The organism is Sphingomonas sp. AC449 (assembly GCF_979253475.1).
In genome coordinates this window covers 158,884-177,063 of record NZ_CEEDCZ010000004.1, presented here as the reverse complement: position 1 = coordinate 177,063, position 18,180 = coordinate 158,884, and the positions used below count along the sequence as shown (strand labels likewise).

19 protein-coding genes are annotated in these 18,180 nt (G+C 68.2%); 11 read left to right on the top strand and 8 right to left on the bottom strand.

The features are described from left to right. Positions 1-118 precede the first annotated feature (118 nt). From AC0CH3_RS09505 to AC0CH3_RS09495, 3 genes are all read left to right on the top strand, one after another. Positions 119-1,129 carry an adenosine deaminase gene (locus tag AC0CH3_RS09505; RefSeq protein WP_354303351.1) on the top strand — a complete coding sequence of 337 codons (1,011 nt, stop codon included), beginning with the start codon at positions 119-121 and terminating at the stop codon, positions 1,127-1,129. Continuing rightward, the gene (locus AC0CH3_RS09500) at positions 1,129-2,130 is read left to right on the top strand and encodes a bile acid:sodium symporter family protein (protein WP_457325964.1); all 1,002 of its coding nucleotides are present in this window, start codon (positions 1,129-1,131) and stop codon (positions 2,128-2,130) included. Before AC0CH3_RS09505 ends, AC0CH3_RS09500 begins: the two co-directional genes overlap by 1 nt. 82 nt (positions 2,131-2,212) lie before the next feature. Then, entirely contained in the window at positions 2,213-4,354 is a 2,142-nt protein-coding gene (locus tag AC0CH3_RS09495) for a histidine kinase dimerization/phosphoacceptor domain -containing protein (RefSeq protein ID WP_354303347.1), read from the top strand. 34 nt (positions 4,355-4,388) lie between these two features. On the opposite strand, the gene AC0CH3_RS09490 is transcribed toward AC0CH3_RS09495, so the two are convergent. The 5 genes from AC0CH3_RS09490 to pyk all read right to left on the bottom strand — a co-directional run bounded on the left by AC0CH3_RS09490 (position 4,389) and on the right by pyk (position 10,197). After that, positions 4,389-5,723 (bottom strand): protoporphyrinogen/coproporphyrinogen oxidase, encoded by a 1,335-nt coding sequence (locus AC0CH3_RS09490; RefSeq protein ID WP_354303345.1) that lies wholly within the window; start codon positions 5,721-5,723, stop codon positions 4,389-4,391. Between the two features lie 157 nt (positions 5,724-5,880). Beyond that, positions 5,881-6,405, bottom strand: a complete 525-nt coding sequence (locus tag AC0CH3_RS09485) for a biliverdin-producing heme oxygenase (RefSeq protein ID WP_354303344.1) — start codon at positions 6,403-6,405, stop codon at positions 5,881-5,883. Then, positions 6,399-6,596, bottom strand: a complete 198-nt coding sequence (locus tag AC0CH3_RS09480; RefSeq protein ID WP_354303343.1) for a YbdD/YjiX family protein — start codon at positions 6,594-6,596, stop codon at positions 6,399-6,401. Before AC0CH3_RS09480 ends, AC0CH3_RS09485 begins: the two co-directional genes overlap by 7 nt. After that, positions 6,593-8,647, bottom strand: a complete 2,055-nt coding sequence (locus AC0CH3_RS09475; protein ID WP_354303342.1) for a carbon starvation CstA family protein — start codon at positions 8,645-8,647, stop codon at positions 6,593-6,595. The genes AC0CH3_RS09480 and AC0CH3_RS09475 overlap by 4 nt, the downstream gene beginning before the upstream one ends. Before the next feature lie 86 nt (positions 8,648-8,733). Next, positions 8,734-10,197, bottom strand: coding sequence for a pyruvate kinase (pyk, locus tag AC0CH3_RS09470; RefSeq protein ID WP_333995962.1), 1,464 nt, complete (start codon positions 10,195-10,197; stop codon positions 8,734-8,736). 81 nt (positions 10,198-10,278) lie between these two features. On the opposite strand from pyk, the gene AC0CH3_RS09465 reads away from it, so the two are divergent. The 3 genes from AC0CH3_RS09465 (at position 10,279) to AC0CH3_RS09455 (ending at position 11,409) form a co-directional block, all read left to right on the top strand. After that, on the top strand, positions 10,279-10,587 hold the full coding sequence (locus AC0CH3_RS09465; RefSeq protein ID WP_465237801.1) for a DUF1244 domain-containing protein: 309 nt from the start codon (positions 10,279-10,281) through the stop codon (positions 10,585-10,587). Between the two features lie 205 nt (positions 10,588-10,792). Continuing rightward, on the top strand, positions 10,793-11,035 hold the full coding sequence (locus tag AC0CH3_RS09460; RefSeq protein ID WP_197942503.1) for a DUF2312 domain-containing protein: 243 nt from the start codon (positions 10,793-10,795) through the stop codon (positions 11,033-11,035). An 89-nt stretch (positions 11,036-11,124) separates the two neighbouring features. After that, a complete protein-coding gene (locus tag AC0CH3_RS09455; protein ID WP_354303339.1) occupies positions 11,125-11,409 on the top strand; it encodes a DUF1294 domain-containing protein in 285 nt (94 codons plus the stop codon). Here AC0CH3_RS09455 and AC0CH3_RS09450 read toward each other — a convergent pair whose 3' ends face one another. Beyond that, complete coding sequence (locus AC0CH3_RS09450) at positions 11,410-12,873, bottom strand: ATP-binding protein (RefSeq protein WP_354303337.1); 1,464 nt, start codon at positions 12,871-12,873, stop codon at positions 11,410-11,412. Positions 12,874-13,012: 139 nt separating this feature from the next. On the opposite strand from AC0CH3_RS09450, the gene AC0CH3_RS09445 reads away from it, so the two are divergent. From AC0CH3_RS09445 to ruvA, 4 genes are all read left to right on the top strand, one after another. Beyond that, complete coding sequence (locus AC0CH3_RS09445) at positions 13,013-13,555, top strand: DUF1003 domain-containing protein (RefSeq protein ID WP_056020002.1); 543 nt, start codon at positions 13,013-13,015, stop codon at positions 13,553-13,555. Positions 13,556-13,583: 28 nt separating this feature from the next. Beyond that, positions 13,584-14,327, top strand: a complete 744-nt coding sequence (locus tag AC0CH3_RS09440) for a YebC/PmpR family DNA-binding transcriptional regulator (protein WP_056020004.1) — start codon at positions 13,584-13,586, stop codon at positions 14,325-14,327. Between the two features lie 206 nt (positions 14,328-14,533). Continuing rightward, a complete protein-coding gene (gene ruvC / locus AC0CH3_RS09435; RefSeq protein ID WP_031395213.1) occupies positions 14,534-15,040 on the top strand; it encodes a crossover junction endodeoxyribonuclease RuvC in 507 nt (168 codons plus the stop codon). After that, positions 15,037-15,636 (top strand): Holliday junction branch migration protein RuvA, encoded by a 600-nt coding sequence (gene ruvA / locus AC0CH3_RS09430; RefSeq protein WP_465237800.1) that lies wholly within the window; start codon positions 15,037-15,039, stop codon positions 15,634-15,636. The genes ruvC and ruvA overlap by 4 nt, the downstream gene beginning before the upstream one ends. Before the next feature lie 2 nt (positions 15,637-15,638). On the opposite strand, the gene AC0CH3_RS09425 is transcribed toward ruvA, so the two are convergent. Further along, on the bottom strand, positions 15,639-16,058 hold the full coding sequence (locus AC0CH3_RS09425; RefSeq protein ID WP_354303332.1) for a winged helix-turn-helix transcriptional regulator: 420 nt from the start codon (positions 16,056-16,058) through the stop codon (positions 15,639-15,641). A gap of 117 nt (positions 16,059-16,175) precedes the next feature. Here AC0CH3_RS09425 and AC0CH3_RS09420 point away from each other — a divergent pair, with 117 nt between their 5' ends. Further along, positions 16,176-17,237: an SDR family oxidoreductase gene (locus AC0CH3_RS09420; protein WP_354303330.1), complete on the top strand. Its 1,062-nt coding sequence runs from the start codon at positions 16,176-16,178 to the stop codon at positions 17,235-17,237. Here the strand turns inward: AC0CH3_RS09420 and AC0CH3_RS09415 are convergent. Next, positions 17,234-18,136 (bottom strand): 2-hydroxyacid dehydrogenase, encoded by a 903-nt coding sequence (locus AC0CH3_RS09415; RefSeq protein ID WP_354303328.1) that lies wholly within the window; start codon positions 18,134-18,136, stop codon positions 17,234-17,236. The two genes, AC0CH3_RS09420 and AC0CH3_RS09415, sit on opposite strands and share 4 nt — an antisense overlap. Between the last annotated feature and the right edge of the window lie 44 nt (positions 18,137-18,180).

The following is an 18,180-nucleotide window of genomic DNA, read 5'->3' as shown; positions in this document are numbered from 1 at the left end:
GACAATAGCCGGTCCGCGGTACCGTGACAGAGATGTCATGCAACGGGTTTCGACCTTGCGCAAAGTGCGCGACGCGCGGAATGGTTGCGCGGTGACGCATATCGCGACGGGATCGAGCATGACAGACGACTTCATCACCAACCTGCCCAAGGCCGAACTGCACCTGCATATCGAGGGCAGCCTCGAGCCCGAGCTGATGTTCGCGCTGGCCGAACGCAACAAGGTCGCGATCCCGTTCAAGAGCGTCGAGGACGTGCGCGCCGCCTACAGCTTCACCAACCTCCAGACGTTCCTCGACATCTATTATGCGGGCGCGGCGGTGCTGCAGACCGAGGAGGATTTCCACGATCTGGCGCTCGCCTATTTCGACCGGGTCGCGCAGGACGGCGTCGTCCATGCCGAGATCTTCTTCGATCCGCAGACTCACACGAATCGCGGTATCCCGTTCGACGTCGTCGCCAACGGCCTGTTCGCGGGGATCGACGCGGCGCGGGCGAAGCACGGGATGAGCGTCGGGCTGATCATGAGCTATCTGCGGCATCTCGACGAGGAGGATGCGTTCAGGACGTTCGAACAGGCCGAGCCCTGGCTCGACCAGATGATCGGCGTCGGGCTCGATTCGTCCGAGATGGGACATCCGCCGTCGAAGTTCGCGCGCGTGTTCGAAGCATCGGCGGACGCCGGGCTGCTGCTGTGCGCGCATGCCGGCGAGGAGGGCCCGCCCGCCTATATCCACGAGGCGCTCGACATCCTGCGCGTCGACCGGATCGATCACGGCAACCGTGCGCTCGAGGATCCGGTGCTGGTCGCGCGGCTCGCGCGCGAGGCGATGACGCTGACCGTGTGTCCGTTGTCGAACGTCGCGCTGCGCAACGTCGACCGGATCGAGGATCACCCGATCGACCGGATGCTCGATCTCGGGCTGCGCGCGACGATCCATTCGGACGACCCGGCCTATTTCGGCGGGTATATCGGCGAGAATTACCGGCAGACCGCGCGCGCGCGCAACCTGTCGCGCGGGCAGGTCGTGACGCTGGCGCGCAACAGCTTTCTCGGCAGCTTCCTCGATGACGAGGCGATCGCCGGGCATCTGGCGACACTCGAGGCCTATGTGACGGCGAATCCGTGATCCGGCGCTTTCTATCGATCTTCGAGCCGTTCATCCTGATGCTGCTCGGTACCGTCGTGCTCGCGAGCCTGGTGCCGGCGCGGGGGCAGGCGGCGACGATCGTCGGCTATGTCGCCGACGTCGCGATCTTCCTGCTGTTCTTCCTCCACGGCGCGAAACTGTCGCGCGCGGCGATCTGGGACGGGCTGCGCAACTGGCCGCTCCACCTCGCGGTGCTGGGGGTGACGTTCATCGCCTTTCCCGCGCTCGGGCTCGGGCTGACCGCGCTGCCGTTCGTCGACGAGCGGATGGCGACGGGGCTGTTGTTCCTGACGCTGCTGCCCTCGACGGTCCAGTCGTCGATCGCCTTTACCGCGATCGCGCGCGGCAACGTCGCCGCCGCGGTGTGCAGCGCATCCTTTTCCAACCTGCTTGGCATCGTGATCACCCCCGCGCTGGTCGCGCTGCTGATGCGGAATGCGGGGAATGCCGGGGGGATGTCGATCGAGAGCATCGAGGCGATCGTGCTCCAGCTGCTGGTGCCGTTCCTCGCCGGGCATCTGCTGCGGCCATGGATCGGCGCATGGGTCACGCGGCGCAAGGCGATGCTCACGATCGTCGATCGCGGGTCGATCCTGCTCGTCGTCTATGGCGCGTTCGGCGCGGCGGTGGTCGAGGGGCTGTGGAGCCGGGTGTCGGTCGGCGACCTGATGCTGATCGGGCTGTTGAGCTGTGCGCTGCTGGTGATCGTGCTGGCGCTCACGCTGACGATGGCACGCGTAATGCGGCTGCCGCGCGAGGATGCGATCGTGCTGCTGTTCTGCGGGTCGAAGAAGAGCCTGGCGTCGGGGGTGCCGATGGCGGGCGTGCTGTTCCCCGCGGCGCAGGTCGGCGTGATCCTGTTGCCGCTGATGCTGTTCCACCAGATCCAGCTCGTCGCATGTGCAATCATCGCGCGGCGTTACGCTGATACAGCGGACCGCACCGCGCAGACGGCGGACCGGGACGCCGTGCGCGCCTGACGCGCGGCTGCGGTCCGCGTGGCCGCGGCGCGCGACGCGAATTTGCTTTTCGCGCCTCGGGGCGACATGATCGGGCGAGTAAATGAGTACCGCCTTCATGACCGATACCGCGATAGACCTGACGGACTGCGACCGCGAGCCCATCCATATCCCGGGCGCCGTCCAGCCGCACGGGTTGCTGCTCGTCGCCGATGCCGCAACGCTGCAGATCGTGGCTGGCGCAGGCGACATCGAGGGACGGCTGACCAGGGACTGGCTGGGCGCGGACCTCGTCAGCGTGATCGGGCAGGACATCCGCCAGCTGCTCGCCGAACTGCCGGGACGCGGCAGCATGACCGGGGCGGCGGTGGGTGCGCTGGTGCCGGGGACTGCCGAGCGGTTCCACATGGTGCTGCACGGCGGCGACGATCATGTGCTGGTCGAACTGGAGCCGGCGGCGCACGCGCCCGCGAGTGCGGCGACCGTGCTCGGCTGGCTCGATTCGATGGCAGGCGCGTTCGAACGCGCGGGCAATCTCCAGGCGCTGTGCGAACAGGCGGCGACAGCGTTCCGGACGTTGACCGGGTTCGACCGGGTGATGGTGTATCGCTTTCTCGACGACGAGTCCGGGCGCGTGATCGCTGAGGAGCGCGACCCCGCGCTGCACAGTTTTCTCCATCATCATTTCCCCGCGACCGACATCCCGAAGCAGGCGCGCGCGCTGTATATCCGCAACCGGACGCGCGCGATCCCGCATGCGATCTACGCGCCGGCGGTGCTGCGCCCGGCGGGCTTCGAGGCGCTCGACCTCAGCGACGTCGCGCTGCGCAGCGTGTCGCCGATCCATCTGCGCTATCTGACCAACATGGGCGTCGCGGCGTCGGCGTCGATCTCGATCGTCAAGGACGGGCTGTTGTGGGGCATGATCGCCTGTCACAACATGACGCCGCGCGGGATGGCACCCGATGTCCGTGCGACGGCGAGCACGCTGGCGAGCAGCCTCGCGCGGCAGATCCGCGCCAAGGAGGAAGCCGAGGGCTATCGCGAACGGCTGCGGCTGCGGTCGGCCGAGGATGCGGTCGTGCTCAAGATGACGTCGGAGGGGCGCACGGCGCAGACCGTCGCCGCGGTCCGCGACGATCTGTGCCGGATGCTGGGCGGGGACGGATTCGCGTTTGTCCAGGACATGCGCGTCGATTCGACGGGGAACTGCCCGAGCGACGCGGACGTGCTCGATCTCGTCGAGTGGGTCAGCCGCCGCGGTCCCGGCGACCCCGTCGCCACGCATCAGCTGTCGACGCTGTATCCCCCCGCCGAACGCTATCGTGCGATGGCGAGCGGCGTGCTGGCGATGCCGCTGATCGACGAGGGCGCGACGCTGCTGTGGTTCCGCGCCGAGCGCGTGACCAAGATCGAATGGGCGGGCAATCCGCACAAGGCGGTCTCGCATGATCCGCACGCGCAGCTGACCCCGCGCACGTCGTTCGCCTCCTGGACCGAGCAAGTGCGCGGCCAGTCGCGGCGCTGGTCGCTGGAGGAGGTCGAGGCGGCGTATCGCCTGCGCCGGACCTTCCACGACGCGTATTCGAGCCACCGGATGCGCATGCTCAACCGCGACCTGCAACGCACGCTGGCGGAGAAGGACCGGCTGATCGAGCAGAAGGACGTCCTGATGAAGGAGGTCAATCACCGCGTGCAGAACAGCCTGCAGATGGTGTCCGCCTTCCTCGCGCTGCAATCGAAGACCGCGGGCGACGCCAATGTCACCGCGCACCTCGCCGAGGCGCAGGCGCGGTTGTCGGCGGTGGCGCTGGTCCATCGTCGGCTATACCATGACGACCAGGTCCAGTCGGTCGATCTGGCGCGCTATCTCGAGGAGCTCGCGGTCGACATGCAGGGGACGCTCGGCCAGGACTGGGCGGCGCAGATGCGGCTCGATCTCGCGCCCGTGCTGATGCCCACCGACCGCGCGGTCAATGTCGGGCTCATCCTGACCGAGCTCGTCATCAACGCGAGCAAATACGCCTATGGGGGGGCGCCCGGCCCGATCCTGATCGCGCTCGAACAGCATCGCAACAAGATCCGTCTTATCGTCGCCGACCGCGGCGGCGGCAAGACGGGCACGCGCGTGGGGTTCGGCAGCCGGATGATGAACGCCGTCGTCGCGCGCCTGTCGGGTACGATCGAGCCGAGCGACAACATGCCCGGGCTGCGCGTGATCATGACCGCGCCGATCGAGGACTGAGCCGGGGCCGTTGGCGGTCGGGAGCGAGGGCGTGCTATGGGGCGACGGCCGTGCCGCCGGCAGGGTCGGCGCCGGCGATCGCCGCGGCGAAATGCCGCGCCTCCTTTGCGGCGGCGGAGCTCGTCGGGAGATAGTCGAAGCGTCCCTGCCGCCCGATAAGGTCGACGCCCCGGGCCTCGATCTCCTCGATCAACCGGCGGGATTCGTCCGATGCGCCGCGTCGGTAGATCGGGTAGGCACCCGGCGTCACGTCATGCCCGACCAGCAGCGCGTCGCCATCGAGCAGACGCGACCGGCGCATGTGCACGGCGAAATCCTCGAACGCGGCCTGTGCATCGGCGTCCCCCGACGTGAGCGGGACCTCGACGCCGAGATAGTCATAGCCATCGACCTGACCATAGACGCGCGAATGGACCGTCAGCCGCTTCCATGCGCCGTCGTTGGAGAAATTGCAGAGGATGCCGCTGGCGAAGCCCAACTCGCCCTTGAAGCTGACGTACAGCGTCAGCAGCGTGACCGACTGCAGCGTCGGCGAGGGCGCGACACCGCAAAGCCCGGCGGTGAGGTTGAGCGGCAATGTCGACACGACCCGATCCGCGGTCAGCGGATCGCCATCGGTATGGACCGCCATCGCGCCAATGCTCCCGTCGATCGCGGCGAGCGCGACATCGAAGCGGACGTCGACGCCCGTGTCGCGCAACTGCGCGATTGCGGTGGCGAAAAGACCTTCGAAGCCCGCGCGGGGGCGCACGACCGGACGCGCTGCGGGCCGTGACGCCGCGCGCCGTTTGCGAACGAGGCGGTCGGTCAGGCTCGAGATCCGGGCCGATCGCGCGATCCACGCCATGCGCTTTTCGGCGAAGGCGTAGTCGATGTCGTCCGCGGCGATCCCGAACATCCGGGTGATGTAGTTCGACAGCCCGGTGCGGACGAACAGCCGGCGACCGAGATAATAGCGTGCGAACGAGCCCGCGCTGACGGGCCTGTGCGAGACGATGCGCGCGTAGAGGAGCGATGCCAGATCGAGCAGCATCGCGGTGATCGGTTGTCGCAGCACGTCGTCGCGGATCGAGATCGGATAGGCGTGGATGCGGCCGGTCGGGGTGATCCGCGTCGCGGCGATCGCGACGGGCTGGCAGGTGCGCCCGGCCTCCGGAAACAGGCGGAAGAACGCGCCGTCGTCGAAAAAGATGAAGCTGCCGATGTCGAAGGTAAAGTCGCCGATCGTGCGGGATCGCTGGTTTCCGCCCGCCATCGCGGCGGGTTCGAGCAGCGTGACCCGCCAGCCCTGATCGGCGAGCACCTTCGCCGCGACGAGGCCGCTGATCCCCGCGCCCAGTATGACGACCGTTTTACCGGTTTGGTGCATGATCTTCGGTTCCGTGATGGGCGGGTCGAAGGTTGCACCGAAATGAACGGCTGTCGATAGCCGGGGCGGATACTGATCCGAGTCGGAGCCAAAACTTCCGATAGACTATGACTATCTATACAATGTTAATCGATTTACTGTGTATGGCGAGGCAAGGTCATGCCGCGCGACGGTAGAGGTCGAAGGTGGCGCGGGCGCCTGCGATCGCCTCGTCGATCCAGCGGTCGGTGCCGGCGCGCGTGGCGGCGTCGTCGAGCGCCGCGAGCAACGTGCGCCATTCGCCCGAACGATGCCGCGCGCCGAGATAGGCGGCGGGCAGATCGGCGGGGACCGATCGGGCAAGCATGATCCCGCCGAGCCGCGATCCCTCGACCACGTACAGCGCACCCCAGCCGGCGGCCTCGCCCTTGGGCAGCGCGAAACGCAACGGTGCCGGCGCGGGCTCGCCGAGCGCGGCAAGATCGTCGGCGAGGAGCGGCGCTCGCCGGCGAAAGTCGGGCAGGCCGGGTCGTGCGGCCAGCGCGGCTTCCGCGGCGGGCAGCGCGCGGGCATGGGCGCGCAGGAAGACCGCGTAACGGATCCGGTCGGCGAGATCGAACGCGCCATAGGCCGCATCGACGCGGTCATGATCGGGCGCGGTCGCGGCGCGAAGCGCGGCGACGGCGGTACGCGCCTCTAGCAACAGCGACCGCCGCCCTTGCCGCCGTAGCGCGCCTGTTCGCGGTCACGGAAGAACGCCGCGGCATCCATCGGCGGGTGCCCCTCATGATGCTGCGCCATATGCTCGAGATAGGCGGCATAGGAGGGCTGGCCGACCATCATCAGCGCGGTTTCGCGCACGCGGGCGAGGACGGTGCGGAAGGACCGTGTCATTCCGCGGGGACCATTGCGGGCGGGATCTCGCTGACGGTCGGGTGATCGACCTTGAGCGCGGCGCGGCAGGTGCGGATGCCGAACGCGAGGATCGAGACGACGACGCCGAGGAACAGCGCGATCAGCGCGGCGTCGATCCGGTCGTTGAAGATGATCCGCTGCATCTCCGCCATCGTCTTGGCGGGGGCGAGGACCTCGCCGCGCGCCGCCGCGTCCGCGAACTTGGAGGCATGCGCGAGGAAGCCGACCTTCGGATCGCTCGAGAACAGCTTCAGCAGCCCGGCGGTGATCGTGCACAGGCACAGCCATGCGGCGGGCAGGATCGTCACCCAGGCATAACGCTGGCGCTTCATGCGGAACAGCACGACCGTGGCCAGGATCAGCGCGACCGCGGCGAGCATCTGGTTCGAGATCCCGAACAGCGGCCACAGCGTGTTCACGCCGCCGAGCGGATCGGTGACGCCCTGGTAGAGGAAAAAGCCCCAGGCGGTCACGCACAAGGCGGTCGCGATGATGCCCGGGCCGATCGCCGAGGCATTGCGGAACGACGGCACCACGAGCCCGATCAGGTCCTGCAGCATGAAGCGCCCGGCGCGCGTGCCGGCATCGACCGCGGTCAGGATGAACAGCGCCTCGAACAGGATCGCGAAGTGATACCAGAACGCCTTCATCGCTTGACCACCGATCAGGTTGCTGAAAATCTCCGCCATCGCGACCGCCAGCGTCGGCGCGCCGCCGGTGCGGCTGATGATCGTCGTCTCGCCGACGTCGCGCGCCGCCTGCGCCAGCGCGTCGGGGGTGATCGCGAAGCCCATGTTGGTGACCGCGGCGGCTGCCGACGCGGCATCGGTGCCGAGCACCGCGGCGGGGCTGTTCATCGCGAAATAGATGCCGGGATCGAGGATCGTCGCGCCGACCAGCGCCATGATCGCGACAAAGCTTTCCATCAGCATCGCACCATAGCCGATAAAGGGCGCGTCACCCTCGCTGGCGATCAGCTTGGGCGTGGTGCCGCTGGCGATCAGTGCGTGGAAGCCCGACACCGCGCCGCACGCGATGGTGATAAACAGGAACGGGAACAGCCCGCCCGACCAGACCGGGCCGCTGCCGTCGATGAACTTGGTCAGCGCGGGCATGCGCAGCGGCGGTGCGACGACCGCGATACCGATCGCCAGCGCGACGATCGCGCCGATCTTGAGGAAGGTCGAGAGGTAATCACGCGGCGCGAGCAGCAACCAGACGGGCAACACCGACGCGACCGCACCATAGCCGACCATCAGGACGCACAGCTGCACCGGGGTCAGCGTGAAGAACGGGCCCCAGATCGCGGATTCGGCGACCTGGCCGCCATAGACGATCGCGAGCAACAGCCCGATGACGCCGAGGATCGAGACCTCGCCGATCCGGCCGGGGCGGATCCAGCGTGTGTAGATCCCCATGGCGAAGGCGAGCGGGATCGTCGCCGCGACGGTGAACAGTCCCCAGGGGCTGCCCGCGAGCGCACGGACGACGATCAGTGCGAGCACCGCGAGAATGATGACCATGATCGCAAAGGCACCGATCAGCGCGATCGTGCCGGCCACCGCGCCCATCTCCATGCGGATCAGCTCGCCGAGCGAGCGGCCGTCGCGGCGCATCGAGATGAACAGGATCATGAAGTCCTGCACCGCGCCCGCCAGCACGACGCCGGCGAGGATCCAGAGCGTGCCGGGGAGATAACCCATCTGCGCGGCGAGCACCGGTCCGACGAGCGGTCCGGCACCGGCGATCGCGGCGAAATGGTGGCCGAACAGGACGTTGCGGTCGGTCGCGACATAATCGAGCCCGTCCGCGCGGCGGATCGCCGGGGTCGGACGCGTCGCGTCGAGCTGCATGACGTTGCGCGCGATATAGCGGGCGTAGAAGCGATAGGCGATCAGGTTGACCGAGACCGACGCGGCGACGATCCACAGCGCGTTGACCTGCTCGCCGCGCTGGAACGCCACCACCGCGAGCGCGCACGCCCCGAGCAGGCTCATCGCGCCCCAGCCGATCTTTTCCCGTAGCGTCATGCGGTTGCTCCCCCGTCCGGTCCTTTTGTCAGCCATCGCGGATTTGGCGAGTGAGCGCTAGGGGGGAGCTTTGGGGGGGAGCCGCCTCAGACCTGCGAGTGGTGGCCCTTCAGCTCGTCGCCGACGATCCGGACGACATGGAGCACGTTGGTCGAGCCGGGCGTGCGGAACGGCACGCCCGCGAGGACGATCACGCGGTCGCCCGCCTTCGCCATGCCGTGGCGCAGCGCCATGCGCTTCGACTTGGCGACCATGTCCTCGAACGATTCGACGTCGCGCGTGTGCACCGCGTGCGTGCCCCACAACAGCCCGAGCCGGCGCGACGTCTCGAGGTTCGGGGTCAGCACCAGCAGCGGCACCGAGGGCCGCTCGCGCGCGATCCGGCGCGCGGTCGAACCCGAGGTCGTGAAGCAGATGATCGCCACCGCGGACACCGTCGCGGCGATGTTCTTCGCGGCCTCGGCGAGCGCGTCGGCGGTCGTCGGATCGGGCTTCATCACGGTGAAGTGCATGCGGTCGCCATGTTCCGGGTCGGCCTCGACCGAGACGCCGATCGCATCCATCATCGCCACCGATTCGACCGGCCACGCACCCGCCGCGCTCTCGGCCGACAGCATGATCGCGTCGGCGCCGTCATAGACCGCGGTCGCGACGTCGGACACTTCCGCGCGCGTCGGCGACGGCGACGTGATCATCGATTCGAGCATCTGCGTCGCGACCACCACGGGGCGACCCATGCGCCGCGACACCTCGACGATGCGCTTCTGCAGCGGCGGCACCGCCTGCGGCGGCATCTCGACGCCGAGATCGCCGCGCGCGACCATCACGCCGTCGCACGCCTCGACGATCTCCTCGAGCCGCTCGATCGCCGCGGGCTTCTCGATCTTGGCGAGCAGGGCTGCCTTGCCGCCGATCAGTTTGCGCGCTTCCCAGAGATCCTCGGGGCGCTGGACGAACGAGAGCGCGATCCAGTCGACGCCCTGGTCGACCGCGAAGTCGAGATCGCTGCGATCCTTCTCGGTCAGCGCGGCCATCGGCAGCACGACGTCGGGCACGTTCAGCCCCTTGTTGTTCGACAGCGCACCGCCGACCTCGACGCGCGTCGTGATCTCGCGCGGGCTGTGCGAGACGACGCGCAGCACGAGCTTGCCGTCGTCGAGCAGCAGCCGTGCGCCCGGCTCGATCGCGGCGAAGATCTCGTCATGCGGCAGCTCGACGCGCGTCGCGTCGCCCGGCGTCGTGTCGCGATCGAGCACGAAGGTCGAACCGGTCTCGAGCACGGTGCGGCCGCCGTCGAACTTGCCGACGCGCAGCTTGGGCCCCTGGAGATCGGCGAGGATCGTCGAGGGGCGACCGAACTCCGCCTCGAGCGCGCGGATCGCCTGGATGACCGCGATCTTCGACTGCTGGTCGCCGTGGCTCATGTTGATGCGGAACGCGTCCGCACCCGTACGGAACAGCGTCGCGATCATTTCGGGGGTGCTGCTCGCGGGTCCAAGCGTCGCGAGGATGCGGACTTTCCGCAAGCGGGGGGCGATGGCGATGGTCATGCGTGCGGTTTCCTCGGGGAAGCTCTTTGCCGCGACGGGCCTTAAACCCTATCTCCGCGCGATCAACCACGGAGCATGATCATGACCGCCGAAACCGACACGCTGGACACACTCGACGATGCCGTAGCGGCGAAAGCCTTTCGCCGCCTGATCCGCCATCTGCGCCACCGCGACGATGCGAAGAACATCGACCTGATGGGTCTGGCGGGATTTTGCCGCAACTGCCTGTCGGACTGGGTCGAGGACGCGGGCGGGCTGTCGAAGGATGCAGCGCGCGAGACGGTGTACGGGATGCCGTATGCGACGTGGAAGGCGCATCATCAGGGCGACGCGACGCCCGAGCAGCTCGAACGGATGAAGGAAAGCGTTGCCAAGAACGCGGTCGACTGAAGCGGTATTCGCTGTCGGATCGCTTGAGCCGAACACGGTAAACGCCTAGACGCTGGCCCGCATCCGCATCGGCATGATTCACGCTTTGACCCGATTGGTCATGTAACGGCGATCATCGGCGTGGGGTAATTCGATTGATTTGAGGCCGGCGCCCAAGGCGCCCGCGAGTGGGGAATTTTCGATGTCTGACGAACGGCAACACGGCATGGGCGGCGGCGCGGTCGCAGCGGACGAACTGCGCCTGCTGATCGAGCGCGCCGAGCGCCTCGAGGAAGAGAAGAAGGGGATCTCGGACGACATCAAGGACGTGATGGCCGAAGCCAAGGGCCGTGGGTACGACCCCAAGGCGATCCGCAAGATCCTGTCGATCCGGAAGAAGAAGAAGGAAGAGTATCAGGAGGAGGAGGCGATCCTCGAGGTGTATCTCCAGGCACTGGGGATGATCTGACGATCGGACCCTGCGCGGTGTCTCCCTCGCGATGCGTCATCGACGCCGGGGGGGACGCTGCGTCAACGCCGCCGCGGTACCGGTGAGACATGCTCGTCCCGATCGCTGCGGCGTTACTCCTGTTTCTGCTGATCAACGCGGTTACCGTCGCCGCGTTCGCGCTCGACAAGCGCCGATCGCTTGCCCGCGCATGGCGTATCCCTGAATCGCGACTGCTGTGGTTCGCAGCGCTCGGCGGCAGCCCAGGCGCCTTTTGGGCGCGCCGTCGTTTTCGCCACAAGACACGCAAGCAGCCGTTCGTCGGCCGCCTCCAGATCATCGCGATGGTGCAGATCGGCGTCGTTGCGGGGCTGGTCTTCGCGTTCGCCTTGTAGCTACGCCGCCTCTGCCGGGAGCGTCGTCCAGCCCAGCCCCGGAATCGTGATCGAGCGCTTGCCCGCGAGGTCGGTGCGGCAAACGATCAGTTCGCGGCTTTCGATATAGCCGATCAGGCGCTTCACGCGGCCGAGCGAGCTGGTGCCATAGGTCGCGGCGATGCGCGCGTCGGAGGGGCAGGGTTCGCCTTCCCGCGCTGCGCGCGCGATCAGCAGGAACGCGCCGAGCATGTCGTCGGGCAGGCCGCCCGCCACGTCGAGCGCCGCCGTCCACGCCTCGTCGGTCATGTCGAAGATGCCGGCGCGTGCGCAGCTCAGCCGACGGACGAAGCCCGGCAGGTCGAGCGGCGGCTTGGCGAGCCCGCCCATCCGGCAGCGCACCTGGAAATCCTGGAACAGCACCGAGGGCGGGCGCAATGTCGATTCGGGATCCTCGACGATCGCGCGGAACACATCGGCATAGACCGCCTCGACCTCGTCGTCGGTCTTTTCGGGTGGCGGCGGTGCGGCAGTGCGCGGCTCGGGCGGGCGGGCGATGCCGTCGAGCAGTTCCTCCGCCGGCACACGACGCGGGCGCGAATCGAACATCAGGCCCAGTTCGGGGGCATCGACGACCGGCTCGGACAGCAGATCCTGCAGGTCCATCGGCGCGGCGCTGGGGAGGGGGGTGAGCTTCGGGCTGCCGCTGCGCGCCGAGGTGGCGACGTCGCCGATCTTCACGGTGATCGGGCGGCGCGAGACCGCGGGGCCGAGCGCCATGAACGTGCCGCGCTGGAGATCGCGGATCGCTTCGGCCTGACGCCGCTCCATGCCGAGCAGATCGGCGGCGCGCGCCATATCGATGTCGAGAAAGGTGCGGCCCATGAGGAAGTTCGACGCCTCTGCCGCGACGTTTTTCGCCAGTTTTGCGAGGCGCTGAGTCGCGATCACGCCGGCAAGGCCGCGTTTGCGGCCGCGGCACATCAGGTTGGTCATTGCCGCGAGCGAGGCACGGCGGACCTCTTCGGACACTTCGCCGCCAGTGACGGGCGCGAACATCTGCGCCTCGTCGACGACCACCAGCACCGGATACCAATGCTCGCGCGGCGCATCGAACAGCGCGGACAGGAACGACGCGGCGCAGCGCATCTGCCCCTCGACCTCGAGCCCTTCCAAGCTGAGCACCGCGGACGTCCGGTGTTCGCGCAGGCGGGTGGCGATCCGCGAAATCTCGCGTTCGCTATAGTCGCCCGCCTCGATCACGACGTGACCATGCGGGCCCGCGAGCGTCACGAAATCGCCCTCGGGATCGATCACGATCTGCTGGACATGCCCCGCCGATCGCTCGAGCAGGCGGCGCAGCAGATGCGATTTTCCCGATCCCGAATTGCCCTGCACCAGCAGGCGCGTGGCGAGTAGTTCCTCCAGGTCGACGCCGACGGCACTACCATTGCCGTCGGTGCCCATATTCACGCTAACCGTCATGCCGCGCGTTTGGCAGGTGCGGGCGCATCGGGGCAAGGAGTCTTTGCGGCTTGCGTCGCAAGTCCTTCGTCATCCCGGGCTCGAGCCCGGGATGACGGATTGGCTGTCATTATCCCCAATCGCGGTTACGCCGTGCGGTATGGCCACATCCTCTCCGCTCGACGATCTCTCGCAACGCCTGCTCGGCAAGCGCCCGGGCGAGCTCGACGACGCGCAACGCCGCGTCCTCGCGGGAATCGAGGCGGGGACGACGGTCAGTCGCGACGCCGCCAACCTCGCCGACGAACGCGCGACGGTCGGCGAACGCCTGTCCGACCGCGTGGCGGCGGTCGGCGGGTCGTGGGGGTTCATCATCGCGTTCACCGCGGTGCTGCTCGGCTGGATGCTGCTCAATTCGGGCATCCTCACGTATTTCGGGCGGGCGTTCGATCCCTATCCCTACATCTTCCTCAACCTGCTGCTGTCGACGGTGGCCGCGATCCAGGCGCCGATCATCATGATGAGCCAGAACCGGCAGTCGGCGAAGGACCGGCTCGCAGCGAGCCTCGATTACGAGACCAATCTGCGCGCCGAGCTCGACATCCTGCGCGTGCATCACAAGATCGATCACCTCGTGCTCGCGCGGCTCGACGCAATCGAGGCCAAAATCGACGCACTGGCGAAAACGGGCCCCGGAGCCTAAGAGCGGCACATCAGCTATAGAGGCACAGATGGCAGGCCATTCCAAATACAAGAACATCATGCATCGCAAGGGTGCGCAGGACAAGAAGCGCTCGTCGGCGTTCAGCAAGCTCAGCCGGGAAATCACGGTCGCGGCAAAGATGGGCCTGCCCGATCCCGACATGAACCCGCGTCTGCGCGCGGCGGTGAATGCGGCCAAGGCGGCGTCGCTGCCCAAGGAAAACATCCAGCGCTCGATCGACAAGGCGAGCAAGGGCGATGCCGAGAATTACGAAGAGATCCGCTATGAGGGCTTTGGCCCCGGCGGCGTGTCGCTGATCATCGAGGCGCTGACCGACAACCGCAACCGCACCGCGACCAACGTCCGCGTCGCGGTCGCGAAGAACGGCGGCAACCTGGGCGCGGGCGGGTCGGTGAGCCATGCGTTCGACCGCGTCGGGCTGATCTCCTATCCAGCGAGCGCGGGCGATGCCGACACGGTGTTCGAGGCCGCGCTCGAGGCGGGGGCCGAGGACGTGACGTCGAGCGAGGACGGCCACGAGGTCTGGACCGCGCAGGGCGACCTGCACGAAGTCGCCAAGGCGCTTGAGGCAAAGCTCGGCGAGGCCGAGGGCGCGAAGCTCGCCTGGCGCCCGCAGACGATGGTCGCGGTCGATGCAGACGATGCGGCGACGTTGTTCAAGCTGATCGATGCGCTTGACGATGACGACGACGTGCAGACGGTATGGGGCAATTACGAGGTCTCGGACGAGATCATGGAGACGCTGGGTTGATTCGTTGGGGTTGAGATGAAGAAGGTGTTTTCACGCGGAGACGCGGAGGCGCGGAGAGTTGCCCTGCGCGGGTTCGTCTTCCGCGTCAGCGGCCTATCGCCGATCGGCCAGCCCGACGGCGTGAAGGTCGCGCTGACGCGCGACGGCCGCAAAATGCGCACCCCCTCCGCGTCTCCGCGTCTCCGCGTGAACCCACCTTCTTCCCTATGATTATTCTAGGACTCGACCCCGGCCTCGGCACCACGGGCTGGGGCGTCATTCGCGCCGATGGTAACCGGCTGAGCCATATTGCGAATGGCCAGATCAGGACCGATCCCTCGATGGCGCTGCCGCGGCGGTTGACGGCGCTGTACTCGGCCTTGCTCGACGTCATCCGCGCCGAGCGGCCTGATGGCGCCGCGGTCGAGGAGGTGCTCGGCAACACCAATGCGCAGTCGACGCTGAAGCTGGGGCAGGCGCGCGGCGTGGTGCTGCTCGCGGCGGCGGGGGCGGGGCTGCATATCGGCGAATATCACCCGTCGACCGTCAAGAAGGGCGTCGTCGGCACCGGCGGCGCGGACAAGAAACAGATTCAGGCGATGATGGCGGTGTTGCTGCCCGGCGCGAAGCTCGCCGGCCCCGATGCCGCCGACGCGCTGGCGGTGGCGATCACGCATGCGCATCATGTCGCGAGCGCGGCGGCGCTGTCGCGACGCACGGGAGTAGGCGCATGATCGTTCATCTGAAGGGCCGGCTCGATTCGACCGGGATCGACCATGCGGTGATCGACGTCGGCGGCGTCGGTTATCTCGTCGGCGCGTCGGCACGCACGCTGTCAACACTCGGGCCGATCGGCGAGGCGTGCACCGTCTTCACCGAATTGCTGGTCGGCGAGGATTTCCAGCGGCTCGTCGGGTTTTCGAGCGCGGACGAGCGCGACTGGTTCCGGTTGCTGACCGCGGTGCAGGGCGTCGGCGCGCGGGTCGCGCTCGCGATCCTGTCCGCGCTCGAACCCGTCGACCTGTCGCGGGCGATCGCCAGCGGCGACAAGGCGATGGTCGCGCGCGCGAACGGCGTCGGGCCCAAGCTCGCCCAACGCATCGTCATGGAATTGAAGGACAAGGTCGGCGGGATCGCACTCGGGCTCGGGCCGGCGGTGGTCAATGCGGCGCCGGGCGCGTCGGCGGATGCGGTGTCGGCGCTGCTCAACCTGGGGTTCCGGCCTGCCGAGGCGAGCGTCGCGGTGGCGGCGGCGGACGAGGAACTGGGGCCGGGTGCGACGCTCGACGCGCTCGTCCGGCTGGCACTGCGCAAGGCGTCGAAGCCCTAACGTCAGTCTGTCTTAGGCCGTTTCGCGGAACGGCGGGGCGCGGGGCCGGGGCCGAACGCGTCGAGCGCGTCGGCATTGGTGCGGCCCCAGTCGTAGAGCAGGTTGACCGGCTCGACGAACCGCCTGCCGAGCGGCGTCAGGCGATATTCGACCGCGGGGGGCATCGTCGCGAGCACGTCGCGCAGGATCAGCCCGCTGGTTTCCATGTCGCGCAGCGTCTGCGTCAGCATCTTCTTCGAAATGCCGGGCAGGCTGCGGTGGAGGACGCCGGTGCGCGCGCCGCCCTCGTGCCGCGCGTCGAGCGTGTGGAGCACCATGCTGGTCCATTTGGTCGCGAAGAGGTCGAGCACCCGGCGCGGTGCGCAGTCCTCGCGCCAGTCGTCGGCAACCGGGGCGGGATCGTGATCGGGGGTGGTCGTCATGCTGGGTCTCTGAACGTCGCTGGGTCCCGAAAGGTGCCCGGGGCCCCGAATGGTGCCGTCTAGAACGCGTCGCTGGCGATGCCTAGCTACTGCGTTCAAGCGAAACGGAGAATGACGATGGCCCGGACGGCATTGGTGGTTGGGACGAGCGGTATTGTCGGCAGCGCGACGGCGGCGCTGCTGATCGAACAGGGGTGGACGGTCCATGGCCTCGCGCGACGTCCGTCCGACCAGCCCGGCGTGCACCCGGTCGCCGCCGACCTGACCGACGCGGCAGGCACCGCCGCCGCGCTGAAGGACCTGGCGCCCGACGCGGTGTTCGTCTCGACCTGGTCGCGCCAGGCGACCGAGGCGGAGAATATCCGCGTCAACGGCGCGATGGTCCGCAACCTGCTCGACGGGCTGCGTCCCGCCAAGTCGGTGCGGCATGTCGCGCTCGTGACGGGCCTCAAGCATTATCTCGGGCCGTTCGAGGCATATGGGAAGGGCGTGCTGCCGCAGACGCCGTTCCGCGAGGAGCAGGGCCGGCTCGACGTCGAGAATTTCTATTATGCGCAGGAGGACGAGGTCTTCGCGGCGGCCGAACGCGACGGGTTCAGCTGGAGCGTGCACCGTCCGCATACGGTGATCGGCAAGGCGGTCGGCAACGCCATGAACATGGGGACGACGCTGGCGGCCTATGCGACCTTGTGCCGCGAGACCGGGCGGCCGTTCCGCTTTCCGGGATCGGCGGCGCAGTGGAACGGGCTGACCGACATGACCGACGCGCGTCAGCTCGCGGCGCAGCTCGTCTGGGCGACGACGACGCCCGAGGCGGCGAACCAGGACTTCAACATCGTCAATGGTGATGTGTTTCGCTGGAGCTGGATGTGGTCGCGGATCGCCGACTGGTTCGGGATCGAGGCGGCGCCGTTCGACGGGACGGTCGTACCGCTCGAGGAGCAGATGGCGGACGATGCGGCGGTGTGGCAGCGGATCGCGGCGCGCGAGGGGCTGGTCGAGGCCGATCTCACGCGGCTCGCCTCGCCGTGGCACACCGATGCCGATCTTGGCCGGCCGATCGAGGTCGTCACCGACATGGGCAAGAGCCGGCGGCTTGGCTTTACGCGCTATCAGCCGACCGATGACGCGTTCTTCGACCTGTTCGCGCAGCTCCGCGCGGACCGGCTGATTCCCTAAGGCCGCAGCGGGGTGGGCAGCGCCTGCCCCGCGAAATACGCGTCGAGATTGGCGAGCACGAGTGCGGCCATCTCGGCGCGACCCTGTTTGGTGGCGCTGCCCTGGTGCGGGGCGAGCACGACCTGGTCGAGCGTCGTGAGCGCGTCTGGGACGTGCGGCTCGTCGGCAAAGACGTCGAGCCCTGCGCCGGCGATCGTCCCGGCCTGCAGCGCGGCGATCAGCGCCGGTTCGTCGACCAGGCTGCCACGTGCGACGTTGACGAGGATGCCGTCGGCGCCGAGCGCGCCGAGTATCGCGGCGTCGACGATCCCGCGGGTGGCGTCGCCGCCGGGCGCCGCAAGGATCAGCACGTCGCAGGCCTGCGCGAGGCTGGTCATGTCGGCGTGGAAGACCCAGTCGGGGTGCGGCTTGGGGTGTCGCGCGGCGTAATGGATCTGCGCGGCGAAGGGCGCGGCGCGGCGGGCAATCGCGGTGCCGATCTGGCCGAGGCCGAAGATGCCGATCCGGCGACCGCTCGCGCGCCGGCCGAGCGGGACCGACCAGCCGCCTGTGCGCAGGGCGCGGTCGTTCGCGGCGATCCGGCGCTGTACCCCGAGCATCAGCGCGATCGCGAGGTCGGCGACGTCGTCGGTCAGTACGCCGGGCGTCGTCGTGACCGCCACGCCGCGCGCGGTGGCGGCGGCAAGGTCAATGCGGTCGTGGCCGACGCCGTGGATCGCGACGATCTCGAGCGCGGGGAGACGCGCGAGCAACGCCGCGTCGACCAGCGTCGTGCCGCCCCCGACGAGCGCGCGGGTCGAGGCTGGTGGGCTGTCGCGGTGGATGGTGAACCGATCGCGGAGCGCGACTTCGAGCGGGAGCGGGATGGACGAGGCGATGTAGAGGTCGGGGAGGGCCATTCGCGCGATGCTAGGGGGCGGGCGGGTGTTGGCCAAGTGGGGTT